Annotated in this window: 11 protein-coding genes; 5 read left to right on the forward strand and 6 right to left on the reverse strand. The window is 59.4% G+C overall.

The genetic code is table 11. The features are described from left to right. Positions 1-23: 23 nt before the first annotated feature. Both WA157_RS07560 and uvrB read right to left on the reverse strand, forming a co-directional pair. On the reverse strand, positions 24-560 hold the full coding sequence (locus tag WA157_RS07560; RefSeq protein ID WP_011464468.1) for a Fe-S cluster assembly transcription factor: 537 nt from the start codon (positions 558-560) through the stop codon (positions 24-26). A 100-nt stretch (positions 561-660) separates the two neighbouring features. Beyond that, positions 661-2,793, reverse strand: coding sequence for an excinuclease ABC subunit UvrB (uvrB, locus tag WA157_RS07565; RefSeq protein WP_422620362.1), 2,133 nt, complete (start codon positions 2,791-2,793; stop codon positions 661-663). Between the two features lie 107 nt (positions 2,794-2,900). On the opposite strand from uvrB, the gene WA157_RS07570 reads away from it, so the two are divergent. From WA157_RS07570 to WA157_RS07580, 3 genes are all read left to right on the forward strand, one after another. Further along, positions 2,901-4,097 carry an amino acid aminotransferase gene (locus tag WA157_RS07570; protein WP_422620363.1) on the forward strand — a complete coding sequence of 399 codons (1,197 nt, stop codon included), beginning with the start codon at positions 2,901-2,903 and terminating at the stop codon, positions 4,095-4,097. Positions 4,098-4,148: 51 nt separating this feature from the next. Continuing rightward, positions 4,149-5,033 carry a Rossmann-like and DUF2520 domain-containing protein gene (locus WA157_RS07575; protein ID WP_422620364.1) on the forward strand — a complete coding sequence of 295 codons (885 nt, stop codon included), beginning with the start codon at positions 4,149-4,151 and terminating at the stop codon, positions 5,031-5,033. 167 nt (positions 5,034-5,200) lie between these two features. Beyond that, on the forward strand, positions 5,201-6,001 hold the full coding sequence (locus tag WA157_RS07580; protein ID WP_422620365.1) for a class I SAM-dependent methyltransferase: 801 nt from the start codon (positions 5,201-5,203) through the stop codon (positions 5,999-6,001). A gap of 24 nt (positions 6,002-6,025) precedes the next feature. On the opposite strand, the gene ettA is transcribed toward WA157_RS07580, so the two are convergent. Both ettA and WA157_RS07590 read right to left on the reverse strand, forming a co-directional pair. Beyond that, positions 6,026-7,687 (reverse strand): energy-dependent translational throttle protein EttA, encoded by a 1,662-nt coding sequence (gene ettA / locus WA157_RS07585; protein ID WP_318665039.1) that lies wholly within the window; start codon positions 7,685-7,687, stop codon positions 6,026-6,028. Between the two features lie 78 nt (positions 7,688-7,765). Next, complete coding sequence (locus tag WA157_RS07590) at positions 7,766-9,979, reverse strand: DUF1631 family protein (RefSeq protein ID WP_422620366.1); 2,214 nt, start codon at positions 9,977-9,979, stop codon at positions 7,766-7,768. A gap of 372 nt (positions 9,980-10,351) precedes the next feature. Between WA157_RS07590 and WA157_RS07595 the strand changes: the two genes are divergently transcribed. Further along, the gene (locus WA157_RS07595) at positions 10,352-12,076 is read left to right on the forward strand and encodes a DEAD/DEAH box helicase (RefSeq protein WP_422620367.1); all 1,725 of its coding nucleotides are present in this window, start codon (positions 10,352-10,354) and stop codon (positions 12,074-12,076) included. 73 nt (positions 12,077-12,149) lie between these two features. Next, the gene (locus WA157_RS07600) at positions 12,150-12,659 is read left to right on the forward strand and encodes a nucleoside-diphosphate sugar epimerase (RefSeq protein WP_422620368.1); all 510 of its coding nucleotides are present in this window, start codon (positions 12,150-12,152) and stop codon (positions 12,657-12,659) included. A gap of 52 nt (positions 12,660-12,711) precedes the next feature. On the opposite strand, the gene WA157_RS07605 is transcribed toward WA157_RS07600, so the two are convergent. Then, entirely contained in the window at positions 12,712-13,902 is a 1,191-nt protein-coding gene (locus WA157_RS07605; RefSeq protein ID WP_422620418.1) for an MFS transporter, read from the reverse strand. A gap of 17 nt (positions 13,903-13,919) precedes the next feature. Further along, positions 13,920-15,320, reverse strand: a complete 1,401-nt coding sequence (locus WA157_RS07610) for a DNA recombination protein RmuC (RefSeq protein ID WP_422620369.1) — start codon at positions 15,318-15,320, stop codon at positions 13,920-13,922. Positions 15,321-15,379: the final 59 nt, after the last annotated feature.

A 15,379-nucleotide genomic window follows, 5' to 3' on the forward strand; every position in this document is an offset into this window, starting at 1 on the left:
GCTGAATTATCGACCGGCCAGTTTTATACTTTTGAATACGCATTGCCCAGCGCAAACACTGAATTCGGTATATTCATGCGAATCGGCTTGATCGTCGGCATACTGGAAATGGCACGCTTGACCGTCGGCTTGTCTTCAATTTGAAGCCCTTTGGCCAATTGGTCGTCCACCAGTTTTTGCAGCGTCACAGAGTCCAAAAACTCCACCATTTTTGTATTCAATGACGTCCAGAGGTCGTGGGTCATGCAACGTGCACCCTCACCCAAGCAGTTTTCTTTGCCTGCGCAGTGGGTGGCATCAATCGGTTCATCCACCGACGTGATGATTTCTGCCACCGTGATCTCGGCTGGATTACGCGCCAGGGTATAGCCCCCTCCGGGGCCACGGGTGGATTCCACCAACTCATGGCGTCGCAGTTTGCCGAACAACTGCTCCAGATAGGACAGCGAAATCTGCTGGCGCTGACTAATGGCCGCCAAAGTGACCGGCCCGTTGCTCTGACGCAAACCCAAATCGATCATTGCAGTGACCGCAAAACGGCCTTTGGTGGTGAGACGCATCGCATACTCCTTGAAGCTGAATCGTACTAACTTGACTAATGGAGTTGAGTATATCAAGAAACCAAGTAATTTACTCGGGTAACTAGACTGATCAGTATTTTTAGTCTTTTGTACCTGCAGCAATGACCACCACGTTGTCCCTGCCCGCTGCGCCAAAGGCCTGTTCCTTCAAAATACCCAACTGATCGCGCACCCGCGCCGCCTTTTCGAACTCCAGGTTGCGCGCGTGTTCCATCATCAGTTTTTCCAGCCTCTTGATCTCGCGGGAGATGTCTTTCTCGCTCATGTCTTCCACCTGAGCGCGCTGCATCGCGTCGCGCTCCAACTTCTCGGCCTCCTGGCCGGCTTTTTCGCTGTAAACACCGTCGATCAGATCTTTGACCTGCTTCACGATGGAGCGTGGTGTGATACCCATCGCCAGGTTGTGCGTCACCTGTTTGACGCGACGGCGCTCAGTCTCGCCAATCGCTTTTTTCATCGACTCGGTTACCTTGTCGGCATACAAAATCGCACGCCCCTCCAGATTGCGGGCGGCACGACCAATGGTCTGGATCAGGGATCGCTCGGAGCGCAAAAAGCCTTCTTTATCGGCATCCAGAATCGCTACCAGCGACACCTCGGGAATATCCAGTCCCTCGCGCAGCAGGTTGATACCCACCAGCACATCAAAAGTGCCCAAACGCAGATCCCGCAAAATTTCGACCCGCTCCACGGTGTCGATATCGCTGTGCAGGTAGCGCACCTTGACCCCGTTGTCGTTCAAATAGTCGGTCAACTGTTCGGCCATGCGCTTGGTCAGCGTGGTGATCAACACGCGCTCATGTTTTTCGACACGAATGCGGATTTCTTGCAACACATCATCCACCTGATTCACCGCCGGACGCACTTCCACTTCAGGGTCAACCAGGCCGGTCGGGCGCACCAGTTGTTCCACAATTTTCCCGGCATGGTCTTTTTCCCATTGCGCTGGCGTGGCGGAGACAAAAATGGCCTGGCGCATGCGGGCCTCGAACTCTTCAAATTTGAGCGGTCGGTTATCCAGCGCGCTGGGCAGCCTGAAACCGTATTCAACCAGCGTGGTCTTGCGCGAGCGGTCGCCGTTGTACATGGCACCAAACTGGCCGATCAGCACATGGCTTTCGTCCAGAAACATCAGCGCGTCTTTCGGCAGGTAATCTGTCAACGTGGCAGGCGGCTCACCGGGGGCGGCACCGCTCAGGTGCCGAGAATAGTTTTCAATGCCCTTGCAATGCCCCACCTCGCTGAGCATTTCCAGATCAAACCGCGTGCGCTGCTCAATGCGCTGCGCCTCCACCAGCTTGCCCTGGCTGACAAACTCCTTGATGCGGTCTGCCAACTCGATCTTGATCGCCTCCACCGCAGACAGCACCTGCTCGCGCGGGGTCACGTAGTGACTGCTGGGGTAGACGGTAAAGCGCGGTATTTTTTGCCGGATGCGCCCGGTGAGTGGGTCAAACAATTGCAGTGACTCGATCTCGTCGTCAAACAGCTCGACCCGGATCGCCATCTCGCTGTGCTCGGCCGGAAAAATATCAATGGTGTCACCGCGCACCCGAAACGCCCCGCGTGAAAAATCCACATCGTTGCGCTGGTACTGCATGCGCACCAGTTGGGCAATCATGTCGCGCTGGCCCAGCTTGTCGCCCACCCGCAGCGTCATCACCATCTTGTGATACGCCTCGGGCTGGCCAATGCCGTAGATGGCTGACACCGTGGCCACAATCACCACGTCGCGACGTTCCAGCACGCTTTTGGTACAGCTCAAGCGCATCTGTTCGATGTGCTCGTTGATGGCCGAGTCTTTTTCAATGAACAAATCGCGCTGCGGTACATAGGCCTCTGGCTGGTAGTAGTCGTAATAACTGACGAAGTACTCCACAGCATTCTTGGGAAAGAACTCACGGAACTCGCTGTACAACTGCGCCGCCAGTGTTTTATTGGGCGCAAACACAATGGCGGGCCGCCCCAGCCGGGCAATCACATTGGCCATGGTGAAGGTTTTGCCCGAGCCGGTGACGCCCAGCAAGATTTGAAACACCTCACCGTCATTGACGCCTTCCACTAGTTCGTTGATGGCCTCGGGTTGGTCGCCAGCGGGTGGGTACGGCTGATACAGCTCAAAGGGTGAGTCGGGGTAGCGTACAAAGGTGCCGGAGCGAACCGGCTCGGCATCAGAGGACGTAACAAGAGCGGCGGGAGTGGGTACAGTCATAAAAAAGGTCCATCAGCATGCAAAGCGGTCGGTAAAATAAGTCTTTGCAATCCGGCAAAACCCTTATTCTCGGTTTTTTTCCAATACCACTCTGAACAGGAACCCCCATGTCTCTCTTTTCCGCTGTCGAAATGGCCCCGCGCGACCCGATTCTGGGTCTCAACGAACAATTCAATGCCGACACCAACCCGGCCAAAGTTAACTTGGGCGTGGGCGTGTACTTCGACGACAACGGCAAGCTGCCACTGCTCCAATGTGTGCTGGCGGCCGAGAAAGCCATGATGGATGCGCCAAAACCCCACGGCTACCTGCCAATTGACGGCATTGCCGCTTACGACGACGCGGTCAAGGCCTTGGTGTTTGGCGCTGACAGTGAGCCCGTCAAGAGTGGCCGCATTGCCACCATCCAGGCGCTGGGTGGTACCGGGGGCCTCAAGGTGGGAGCCGATTTTTTGAAGAAACTCAACCCCAACGCCAAGGTGTTGATCAGCGACCCAAGCTGGGAAAACCACCGCGCGCTGTTCACCAATGCCGGGTTCACGGTTGAGTCATACCGCTACTACGATGCCGCCACACGCAGCCTTGACTTTGCGGGCATGTTGGCCGACCTCAACGCCGCTGCCGCTGGCACCGTGGTGGTGCTGCACGCTTGCTGCCACAACCCGACCGGCTATGACATCAGCCCGGCCCAGTGGGATCAAGTGATTGCCGCCGTCAAGGCCAAAAAACTGGTGCCGTTTCTCGACATGGCTTATCAGGGCTTTGGCTACGGCTTGACCGAAGACGGTGCCGTGATCGGTAAATTTGTCGCCGCTGGCCTGTTGTTTTTTGTGGCGACCAGCTTCAGCAAGAGCTTCAGTCTCTACGGTGAGCGTGTTGGCGCTTTGAGCGTGCTGTGCGAAAACAAGGAAGAAGCCAGCCGGGTCCTGAGCCAGCTCAAGATCGTGATTCGCACCAATTACAGCAACCCGCCCAGCCACGGTGGCGCCATCGTGGCCGCCGTGCTGGGAACACCCGAGCTGCGCGCCCTGTGGGAAAAAGAATTAGGCGAAATGCGGGTGCGCATCAAAGCCATGCGCCAGAAGCTGGTCGACGGCCTGAAAGCCGCTGGCATCAAGCAAGACATGAGCTTCATCACCCAGCAAATCGGCATGTTCAGCTACTCAGGCCTGTCCAAAGACCAGATGGTGCGCCTGCGCAATGAGTTTGGCGTGTATGGCACCGACACCGGGCGCATGTGCGTGGCCGCGCTCAACAGCAAGAACATTGACTACGTCTGCGCGTCGATTGCCAAAGTCATTTAAGCCAATCCAAAACTTTAAACCAAATAGCTGCTTAGCCCCCGTAGAACGGGCGTGAGCAGCTATTTTTTTTATAGCATTGTCACTTACGCCATGAAATCCATCAACATCATTGGTTGCGGTCGGGTAGGAAAGACCTTGGGCCGTGCCTGGCACAGTAGCGCCGTCTATCGCGTGCAGGATGTGCTGACGCGCTCGCCGGCGTCGGCCGAGCAAGCGGTGGCTTTTATGGGCGCGGGACGAGCCACCACCAGTCTGGCATATCTGCGCCCGGCCGATGTCTGGATGCTGGCGGTACCAGACGGTCAGATTGCCCAAACTGCCGCGGCACTGGCACAAGCCGCCGCAAGCTGGGCCAAATCCGACCGAACCAACCCCGGCGGGCCACCCGCCATCGCCTTTCACTGCAGCGGCGCACTCGCCTCTACCGAACTGGCGCCACTGCACTCCCTGGGCTGGCAACTGGCCAGCGCACACTGCCTGCTCAGTTTTGCCGACCCCGGCACCGCGCTGCAGCAATTGTCAGGCTCCCCCTGCGCGCTTGAAGGCGACCCAACGGCGACTCTGGCGCTTGAGCCCGCATTTGCCCGCATTGGCACACGCTGCTTCCCGCTGGCGGCCGAGCACAAACTGCTGTATCACGCGGGGGCCGTATTTGCGACCAATTTTCTGCCGGTGCTACAAGACTTGGCACAGCAGTTGTGGCGCGACAGCGGAGTGCCCGCCGACATGGCAGCGCGGCTCAACACCACTCTACTGCGCAATGCGGTCGACAACATCCTGGCACTGGGCCCCGTTAGCGCCCTGACCGGCCCTGCCGCCCGGGGCGACACGGCCTTGGTTCAGCGCCAAGGCGAGGCTGTCGCGCAGTGGAATCCCACGGCGGGCAAGGCCTACCAGGCGCTAAGTCAACTGGCAGCCAAACTGGCAGCCAGTTGATTGCCGCGCGGCCAGTGGCGCTACTGTGCGCCCGCTTCAAGCGGCTGCACCCAATGTTTATCGGCGCCTGAACATCAATCTATTGAGCGAGGTCAATCTTCCAAGGGGGCCCCGGGGAAACCCGTCAGTTATGATTCAAGAATCATCTTGACCCTCTAAGGAAAGCAATGTCTGCCTGGTTTTTATATACGTTTATCGGCGTGTTTGTCGTTCTTTCCAGCACGGCCCTCTTCTTCTTTGCGCTGACCCGCGGCACGCTGATCGTGCGCGGCGCCATGGGCAACCTGGAAGACGATGCAGCCCATGTCTACCCCCTTTACTCGAACATGCGACTGATCAAGTTGATCGATTTTCAGCCAGTCATTGCGGCCATCCTGCTGTTTCAATACGACCGCCTGGTCTCTGCCATTACCAGCGGGCTGCACCACATGGACTTGCGTGGCAAAAAAGTGCTGATCACGTCCTGTGCTTTTGGCAATGTCATTCCCCGCGTGGTCACCGCTGCCGTCAAATCAGGCGCCAAGCGCGTGCTGATTGCCGACATCATCAAGAACGAGTTGGTGCACGCCAACAGCAAGCTCCCTGAGTTCGCGGGCAAACTTGAATTTCTGCAAGAAAACGCCACGGCGATGAAGCAGGCGGACGAGTCGGTTGACGCCAATGTGATCTTTTTCCTGCTGCACGAGTTGCCGCACCACCTCAAGAGCGTAGCCCTGAGTGAAGCCATGCGCGTGCTGGTACCGGGCGGAAAACTCTACCTGGCCGAATTTCATCGACCTGATTTATGGGTGCTGCGCGCGTTGAGCTGGACTTACTTCAAGGTGTTCGAACCCTTGGGTCTGGCACTCTGGGATTCTCACGACCCGCTGAATCAACTTGAAGCCATGGGTGGCTTCACCTGCGAGCGCCGCACCGTGTTCTTTGGCAACTTCCAGATCGTCATTGCCACCAAAAACCCCAAACCTTGAGGTTTTTGGTGCGCTTCACAGCGCTTATTTGAGGGCTTTGAACCGCATGCGATGCGGTTTGGCGCCCTCTTCACCGAGGCGTTTGCGCTTGTCGGCCTCGTATTCCTGGTAGTTGCCATCAAAGAAGGTCCACTGGCTGTCGCCTTCGCAAGCCAGAATGTGGGTGGCAATACGGTCCAGGAACCAGCGATCATGGCTGATGACCATGATGGAACCGGCGAACTCCAGCAAGGCGTCTTCCAACGCCCGCAGCGTTTCGACATCCAGGTCATTGGACGGCTCATCGAGCATCAATACATTGCCGCCCGCAATCAGGGTCTTGGCCAGATGCAGCCGTCCGCGCTCACCACCGGACAGGGTGCCCACGCGCTTTTGCTGATCGGCGCCGTTGAAGTTGAAGCGGCCGCAATAAGCCCGGCTGGCCATCTGGAACTTGCCCACGTTCAGAATGTCAAGCCCGCCTGACACGTCTTCCCAGACGGTTTTTTCGTTCGAAAGGTCATCGCGGTGCTGGTCAACAAACGCCATCTTGACGGTGGAACCAATCTTGACCTCGCCACTGTCGGGTTTTTCCTTGCCAGCGATCATGCGGAACAAGGTGGATTTACCGGCACCGTTGGGGCCGATGATGCCGACGATGGCACCCGGCGGCACCTTGAAGCTCAGGTTGTCAATGAGCATGCGGTCGCCAAACGACTTGCTGACATTAACAAATTCAATCACTTCATTACCGAGGCGATCGGCGACGGGAATGAAGATTTCGTTGGTTTCGTTGCGCTTCTGGTACTCAAAGTCAGACAGCTCTTCGAAGCGGGCCAAACGGGCTTTGCTCTTGGCCTGGCGTGCCTTGGGGTTCTGGCGTGACCATTCAAGCTCTTTCTTGAGTGCCTTGGCGCGCGACTCTTCACCCTTTTGCTCTTGCGACAGGCGCTCCTGCTTTTGTTCCAACCATGCGCTGTAGTTGCCTTTGTAAGGCATGCCATTGCCCCGGTCGAGCTCCAGAATCCACTCGGCGGCGTTGTCCAGAAAATAGCGATCATGGGTGATGGCCACGACGGTGCCGGGGTAACGCTTCAAGAACTGTTCCAGCCAGTCCACCGATTCGGCGTCCAGGTGATTGGTGGGCTCATCGAGCAGCAACATATCCGGCTTGGACAGCAGCAGGCGGCACAGGGCGACCCGGCGCTTTTCGCCCCCGGAGAGCACGCCAACCCTCGCCTCCCACGGAGGCAGCCGTAGCGCGTCAGCCGCTATTTCAAGTTGATGTTCTGTATCGGTGCCCGTGCTGCCAATAATGGCTTCCATCCTGGCCTGCTCTTCAGCGAGCGCATCAAAGTCGGCATCTTCGTCGCCGTAAGCGGCGTAAATTTCCTCCAGCCGGGCTTTGGCTTTGAACACATCGCCCATGCCGGCTTCCACGCTTTCACGCACCGTCTGTTCGGGGTCCAGTTGCGGCTCTTGCGGCAGGTAGCCAATGTTCAGGCCTGCCATGGGGATGGCTTCGCCTTCAAACTCCTTGTCGACCCCGGCCATGATTTTGAGCAGGGTGGACTTGCCGGAGCCGTTGGTGCCCAGCACGCCAATCTTGGCGCCGGGGAAAAAGCTGAGGGAAATGTCTTTGAGAATGAACTTTTTCGGCGGAACAATCTTGCCGAGGTGGTTCATGGAAAATACGTATTGAGCCATGGGTCGTGCGGGGTACTTCTAAATGAAAACCCGCTATTATCGGCGGTTCGCCCGGCGCGGCGGCGCCACCAGCCTGGATTAAGGTTGTTTCTCCACCCGACCCAGGTCATTTTCCAAAGCCATCTGGGCCACGGCGTCGAGCGCGTTGTCAAGCACATGACCATCTGAGATGAAGCGCACCCTGCCCTTCATCCGCAGGCGTTCCATGGTGCGCCGGGACAACGCATGAGCCATCCCGCCGCGGGAAATAAACATGAAAAGAGTCTGGTGCGGACTGGCCCAGGTCAATTGCGCGCGCACCCACACATCGTCCACGATCAGTTCCACCCAAACCCCTGGGGTGAGCTCCACGGCAGACCAGGGACGCTGAACGTCGGTAACTGATTGATGTTGAACATCAGGCTCCGAATAAGCCGATTCCTGGGCCTGATCATCGGCGACCCAAAGACCCTCCTCGTCCAGCACGTCAGGCACATCCATCAGGCTGCCGACATCCAACAGGTCGCCAGCTGTCTGAGCCGCAGGCTCTGCAGCACTGGCAACGGGTCCAACACGGCGACCTTCAAATGCTTTTTCATGCAGCGTGACCAAGGCGTCAAACAAGACCGGAATACGCTCCTGTGGATACTGAATCAGCTGTAGGCCGTGACGCAACTTGACCAGCAAATTAGGCACCAGTTGCACGAGTCTGAGCCGATTACGCCGGGTCAATCGATGTTGGACGCTCCAGATCAAATCATCCACCAACGCCAGATAGCCGTCGGGGTCGGTGCTGCCATCGGCACACCCCAACTGCGACTCCGCCACCACCTGTGCCCAAGGCCCCCGCAGAAATCCGGCCACCAACTCAGGAATTTGCTTGTCTTTTTGACGTTCCTGAAACTCGTCGGCCAGCCGCTGCGCCAGCAGGTTTCTGTGTTCCACGTGCAGCAACGCGCGCGCTGCTTCTTCTTGTTGTTGCCGCTGCTTGACCTCATCCAAAGCCCAACCCGTTTCAAGCACGTGCCCCACCTGGGCAAACGATGCGGCATCGCTGTCGCCACCGGTCAAAACGCCAACCGCCTCTGAAATGGACGCCAAGAACCGGGAAAACCCGTCATCATTTTCAGACGTGTAACCCAGACTGCGGTGCGTCAGTCGGTCCAGGAACTGGCGTGCCGGATGCTGACGTTCGCTGAAGAACCGGGGATCGGCATCGGAAAGCGCCAACAGCACCGGCTCCAGCGTCTTGATAAGTGCACGCACTTTAAGCAGCAGTCTTTCGTCTTGCATCAGGTTGTCCAGCATCAGGCGCACAACTTCGGCACCCAGTTGCTTGCCCAACTGCTTGCCCTGCGTCGGCTCACGCACGACCATCTGCTGAGGTGTCTTCACCGGCACGCCCGGGTTCGAAGGCAAACTGGCGCGCTGCGCCAGACGTTTCATCATGGGCTCGATCAACTTCATGTATTCCAGTGCGTCATAGCAGGCGGGCACCGTTTGCAAGAAGTCCTGCGCGCCCGGGTTGCCCTGCGCACCGTCAAGCTCGCCCGAAAGCAGCTTGCGCAGTTTGTCAAGCGTCACCAAGGTGCGCGACACCGCGTTCTGGGTGCCCTTTCCGGCCGCTGCACGCCCACCCGGCAAAGCGCCCACAGGCGAGGCGGGCTCGATGCCTTGCGAGCGCAACCAAATGCAGACTTCACGGTAAAGCTGGTGCAGGCTCACCCCCAGCAATCCTGCAGCGGGCGTGATAAGCGCCGCCCGCGCCTGTTCGTCCGGCGCATGCTCCGCCAGGCTTGCCTGCAGTGCCCTCACAAAAACCTCGGGTTTGAGCGGGTTGAGCTGCGGCTGAACCGTGATCCAACCCAACAGACTGCTGACCAGGGCATTCAAGGCTGGAAGCAGGTCATCAACACAGCGGATTACCTCCTGCTGCGCCAGCGCAAATTCAATGCTGGCATCGATTTGGCGGGAGTCGAATTGCTGCAAATCGTCAAAACGCAACTGCGTATGCGCCGCGATCTGTTGGGAACCGGTGTTGTACAAGCCCAGCCGCAATTGCGCTTTGAACGTCGCTTTAACGGACCCAGCCTGCATACGCAGCGCATCAGTCACGGTTTTGCTGACGGCGAAGTGTTGCCCAAAAGACCTTTTACTCTTGGGCCTGGTGGCCGCTGCGGCCAATCCTTCCAGCACATCATCCATCAGGTTATCGGCCTGCATCAGCACGACTTCCAGGCATTCCTGCAGGGAGGTACGACCACTGGCCTGATCGTGCGCCGCACCGATACGTCGAAGCAGGAATTTCTTCATCAAGAATGGCCCCCCATTGCAAATTCAATTCATCAAACCAATTCTCCCCGCTGCCACCAAGTAGAGACTGCCTCGGTAACAGATTGTTTCGAATCGGCCTGCCGTGACAAAACGAGTTGTGGTCTGCGGGAGTCCAAACCACATGTCCGGCACTGGCAAATCCATTGAATTCCATGAGGCGAAGGGCAAAACATCCAGATCATGCGACAATGCGCCAGTTGCGGAGCGTCAGTTGCCCGCTACGCCAGCACCTTGCTGGGAACCATGCCTAGCGCGGACGTTCACCCTTTGTACCCCATCTGCCTTTGACTGATTCAGTGTTTCAAGCACCGAGCAGGCCGATGCCACAGCGCCCAGGATAGGCGCCAAACCATGAAATTTGAAGAACTAAATTTGGCTCCGGCCATTGTCAAAGCCGTGCTTGAGCAAGGCTACGAGACCCCCACCCCGATTCAAGCGCAAGCCATTCCGGCCGTGCTCGACGGCCACGACCTGCTCGGTGGCGCCCAAACCGGTACCGGCAAAACAGCCGCGTTTGTACTGCCCATGCTGCACAAGCTGAGCCAGAGTGAAGCGGCCCGCAACAAATTCGGCGGCATCGGCATTCGCGCCCTGGTGCTGACACCCACCCGTGAACTCGCCGCGCAAGTCGAAGAATCGGTGCAGACCTACGGCAAATACGTGGAACTGTCTTCCACCGTCATTTTTGGCGGCGTCGGCATGAACCCGCAAATCAGCCGCGTCAAAAAAGGCGTCGACATTCTGGTGGCCACCCCGGGTCGCCTGCTGGACCTGCTGCAACAAGGTGTGCTGGATTTGAGTCAGGTGCAAATCCTGGTACTCGACGAGGCCGACCGCATGCTCGACATGGGCTTCATCCATGACGTCAAAAAAGTGCTGGCCGTGGTCCCCAAAGACAAGCAGATCCTGCTGTTCTCGGCCACCTTCAGTGAAGAAATTCGTGAACTCGCCGCCACACTGCTCAAAAGCCCACTCACCATCCAGGTCACGCCGCGCAACACGACCGTGCAGCGCATCACGCAGCTCATTCACCCGGTCGGACGCGGCAAGAAGAAAGCGCTGCTGGCGCACATCGTTCAAGAGCGCAACTGGAGCCAGGTGCTGGTGTTCACCCGCACCAAATTTGGCGCCAACAACGTCGCCGAATTTCTGACCAAAAGCGGCATCAATGCCATGGCCCTGCACGGCAATAAAAGCCAGGCGGCGCGAACCCAGGCGCTGGCCGGCTTCAAGAGCGGCGACATTCGGGCCCTGGTGGCAACAGACATTGCCGCCCGCGGCATTGACATTGACGACCTGCCGCATGTGGTGAACTACGACATCCCCAACGTTTGCGAAGACTATGTGCACCGCATTGGCCGCACCGGGCGTGCGGGCGCCGACGGCGCTGCCGTCAACCTGGTGTGCCTGGACGAAGAAGGCTTCATGCAGGCGATTGAGCGCTTTACCAAACAGGACATTGAAGTCCAGATCGTGGAAGGCTTCATGCCGGAACCCGGTGAACAGGCTGAACCGATTGCCATGGGTCGCCAGACCATTTGGGGTGGCGCAGGCAAGCCGCCCAGCCGCGATGTCATGCAGGCAGCGGCCAGAACGGCACGCACCGAGATGCTGCAACGCGTGCGCGAGAACAAGGGCCCGCAGGGTGAGCGCGGTGGCCGCGCCGGTGCGGGTCGGGGTGGCAACGGCGGCGGACAACGCTCGTCGGAACCACGCAGCCACGCCTCAGCGGGCGAACATGCGGCACGTGGCCCCGGCCAACGCCCCGCACAAGGGCGCGGTGGCAATGCGGGTGGGTACCCAGGTGGCAATGGCGGTGGCAACAGTGGTGCTTACGGTGGCGGCAACTCGGCACCCTCGCGGTCACCGTCGAGCCAGCCCGACCCCATGCGCACCAGCGTCGACATGATGGCTGAGCGCGGTGCCCGCCGTGGCGGCGGTGGTTTCGGCGGCGGCAACCGTACGGGAGGTTCTTATGCGGGATCAGGCGGGCGCTCCGGCGGCGCGGGTGGCTTTGGTGGCGGGGGCAACGGGTCTCGTGGGCCGGGCAGTTCTCGCGGCTCTTTTAACCGATAAGCGCTATGCGGCGGTCCACTGTGTGGGCCGTCGACCGTTAACGCTCGAACATCCGAAGCTTTTCAGTTACGTGGTGGATTTCGCCACCCTGTCTGCGCTGTCCGGCATCAAGCACGTTGACGACGTCTTTGTCGCGCTCGGCACGACCCTCAAGGTGGCCGGTAGCCAGTCCGCTTTTCGCGCGCTTGATTTTGAGGCCGTTGTGGCACTAGCCCGCGTCGGCAAAGCGCTGGGCGCTACAAAATTAGGAGTCATCAGCGCCATGGGCGCCGACCCGGCATCCAGGGTGTTTTACAACCGGGTCAAAGGTGAGATGGAACAAGCCCTGGCCCGGTTGGGTTACCAGGTCTTGATCCTGGCGCGGCCATCGCTGCTGGTCGGCAACCGCGATGCCCTCGGACAAGCCGCACGGCCAGCTGAAAGACTGGGTTTGCTCGCCATGACGCTGCTCAAACCGCTGATTCCGACCAACTATCACCCGATTACGGCCACGCAAGTAGCGCACGCATTGCTCAGCGTGGTCCACAGTACTGAACGCGGCACGCGCGTTTTACTCTCGGGTGAAATGCAGGCCATCATCTAGCGCCAGCGCGACCGCATGGCGTACGGTCCGGCCGTTTGATGCGGTTCGAAGTTCATTCCGAGGTTTCTGTTGTGCCGGGCGACGCTGTCAAACTCGGCACCGGTTTGAGTCGCCAGGCTGTGCGTGCCCCAACACCGACCGCCAATCCCACGGTCCAGAACACCACGGACACCCCCACCACTGCCCCAGCGGTGCCAAACAACATCGGCATCATCACACTCGACGCATTGATGGTCATCAGCCGCAGACCGAGCGCTTCACCATGGCGCGCCTCCGGCGTGATCTGGTGCAAGGTGCTCATGATCATGGGTTGTACCGAACCGAGCGCCAAGCCCAACAGAACCGAACAAGCCCCCATCGCCAACGGGGTTGTCATCAGGGGATAGACGGCAAACAGCACGGCGGTCATCGCCATGGCGGAAGTCACGACAAACCACTCGCGCACGTGCGACGCAAACACCGGCAACAACACCCGGACAAAGGCGGCCGCAATGGCAAATGCGCCCAGAATCGTGCCAATCACCGAAGCGCTGAAGCCGCGCTCGTGCCCGAGAATCGGCACCACAAAGGTGTGCACGTCCCAGCACGATGACAAGAGCCAGTTCACCAGCATCAGCCGGCGCATGAGGGGCTCACGCAACAAGTCCCAGGCCTTGTTGGGCGCAGCACCCTGCACCACGGCTACAGGAGGCAATTCCACGGTGCGGCGGACCCAGAACCAGGTCGCCAGTGGCAACAAGGCCATCAACAAAAAGGCCGCGCGAAAGCCGCTGTAGTCAATCAGCAGACCGGCCGTCAGGGGGCCGACAAAATTCGACACCGCCGGACCGATGGCCAGCCAGCTGAACACTTTCTTCAACTCCGTCGCATTCTGCGCGGCCCGCCCCACGTGGCGCTGCAGCGAAATGACCGCCACGCCCGTTGACCCACCCGTCATCAGGGCGCTCAGGCACAGCACGGGAAAGACCGGGAACACCACCGCCAGCCCGGCCCCCAGCGTCGCGGCAACCACACAAAAACCAACCGGACGCTTGAGCCCGTGCCGGTCCACGTAGCGACCCGCCGGCAAGGCCAGAAAAACCTGCGTCAAGGCAAACAGGGCCAGCAGGAAACCGACCGCAATGGCACTGTAGCCCGCGCGTAATGCCAGCAAGGGTGCTGCCATGCGCATGCCAGCCATGCAGGCATGCAGGCAGATTTGCCCGGCGATCAGGCGCGCCAGCGCAAAGCGGGGGGCTGGCATGCGGGCGGGCGCGAGGCTCACGCCCGCTCTGCCTCCACGTCGCTGTCAAAGTCTTTGTCCATCGGGATCAGGGCCTGCACTTCAGGCTCGGGCAGCGCCTCGACTTTTTTCAGCGCACGGCCCATGGCGCGGCTGCGGGTCTCGGCACTGTCCAGCGACTTAAGCACGGTCTCTGTTTGCGACTTGACCCGCGCCAGCACGTCACCAAACTTGCCGAACTCGGTTTTGACCGCACCCAGCACCTGCCACACCTCGCTGGATCGCTTCTCCAGCGCGAGCGTGCGAAAGCCCATTTGCAAGGAACTCAGCATCGCCAGCAGCGTGGTTGGCCCAGCCAGCGTGATGCGATGCTCGCGCTGCAGGGCCTGCATCAGGCCGGGCCGGCGTAGCACCTCGGCATACAGCCCTTCAGTCGGTAAAAACAGGATGGCGAAATCGGTGGTGTGCGGCGGCTCCACGTATTTGTCGGCAATCGATTTCGCCTCCAGCCGGATGCGCAACTCCAGCGCCTTACCGGCTGCTTCAGCGCCAGAGACATCCGCCCTGCCCTGCGCGTCCAGCAGTCGCTCGTAGTCCTCATTGGGAAACTTGGCGTCAATCGGCAGCCACAGCGGCTCGGCATGCGCGGACGTGCCCGGCAGTTTGATGGCAAAGTCGACGACGTTTTTGCTGCCTGGGCGCGTCGCCACCTGCGCCGCGTATTGATCAACCACCAACACCTGTTCCAGCAGCGAGGCCAGTTGCGCCTCACCAAAAATGCCGCGGGTCTTCACGTTGGTCAGCAGGTGTTTGAGGTCGCCCACGCCGGCGGCCAGCGTCTGCATTTCGCCCAGGCCCTTATGGACTTGCTCCAATCGATCGGCCACTTGCTTGAAGCTCTCACCAAGCCGGCTTTGCAGTGTGGTCTGCAGCTTTTCGTCGACCGTGGCGCGCATCTCGTCAAGTTTGGCGGCGTTGGTGATTTGCAGCTGCGCCAACTGCTTTTCCAGCGTCTCACGAATTTCGTTCATCCGCCGCGCGTTCGATTCACTCAGGGCCGAGAGTTGCGTCGTCAGCGTATCGGACAGCGTCTTTTGCAACAGGGCCAACTGCTGGGCAAAGGCGTCAATCTGGCTGTTTTGCGTGCGCGTGGCCTGTGCGCCCTGCTGCACCAGCGTTTGCTGAAACGTGGCCAGATTTTGCGTCAGTTCCTGGCGTCCACCGCGTGCTGACTCGCTGATCTCGCGGCGCAGCTCGCGCTCCAGCCGCTCCGAGCTGTTTGCAACCAGTGCCAACAGCGCCTGGTGTGCTGTCTCCCGCGACCGCCGGTCAAGCTCGGCCTGGTCCTGCGCGCCGCCGCGCTGTAGAACGATCCAAATCAGCAAGCCGGCATTGAGCACGGCCAGGGCGAGTGCGGCCCAGAGCAGCAATTCATTCACGCTTGAAGATTCTCCTTGGGGCTATTGTTGAGCAAAACAATTGTTTGTCTGCACAGGCC

The sequence above is a fragment of the Rhodoferax ferrireducens genome (assembly GCF_049302455.1).
Classification (GTDB): Bacteria; Pseudomonadota; Gammaproteobacteria; order Burkholderiales; family Burkholderiaceae_C; genus Rhodoferax; species Rhodoferax ferrireducens_B.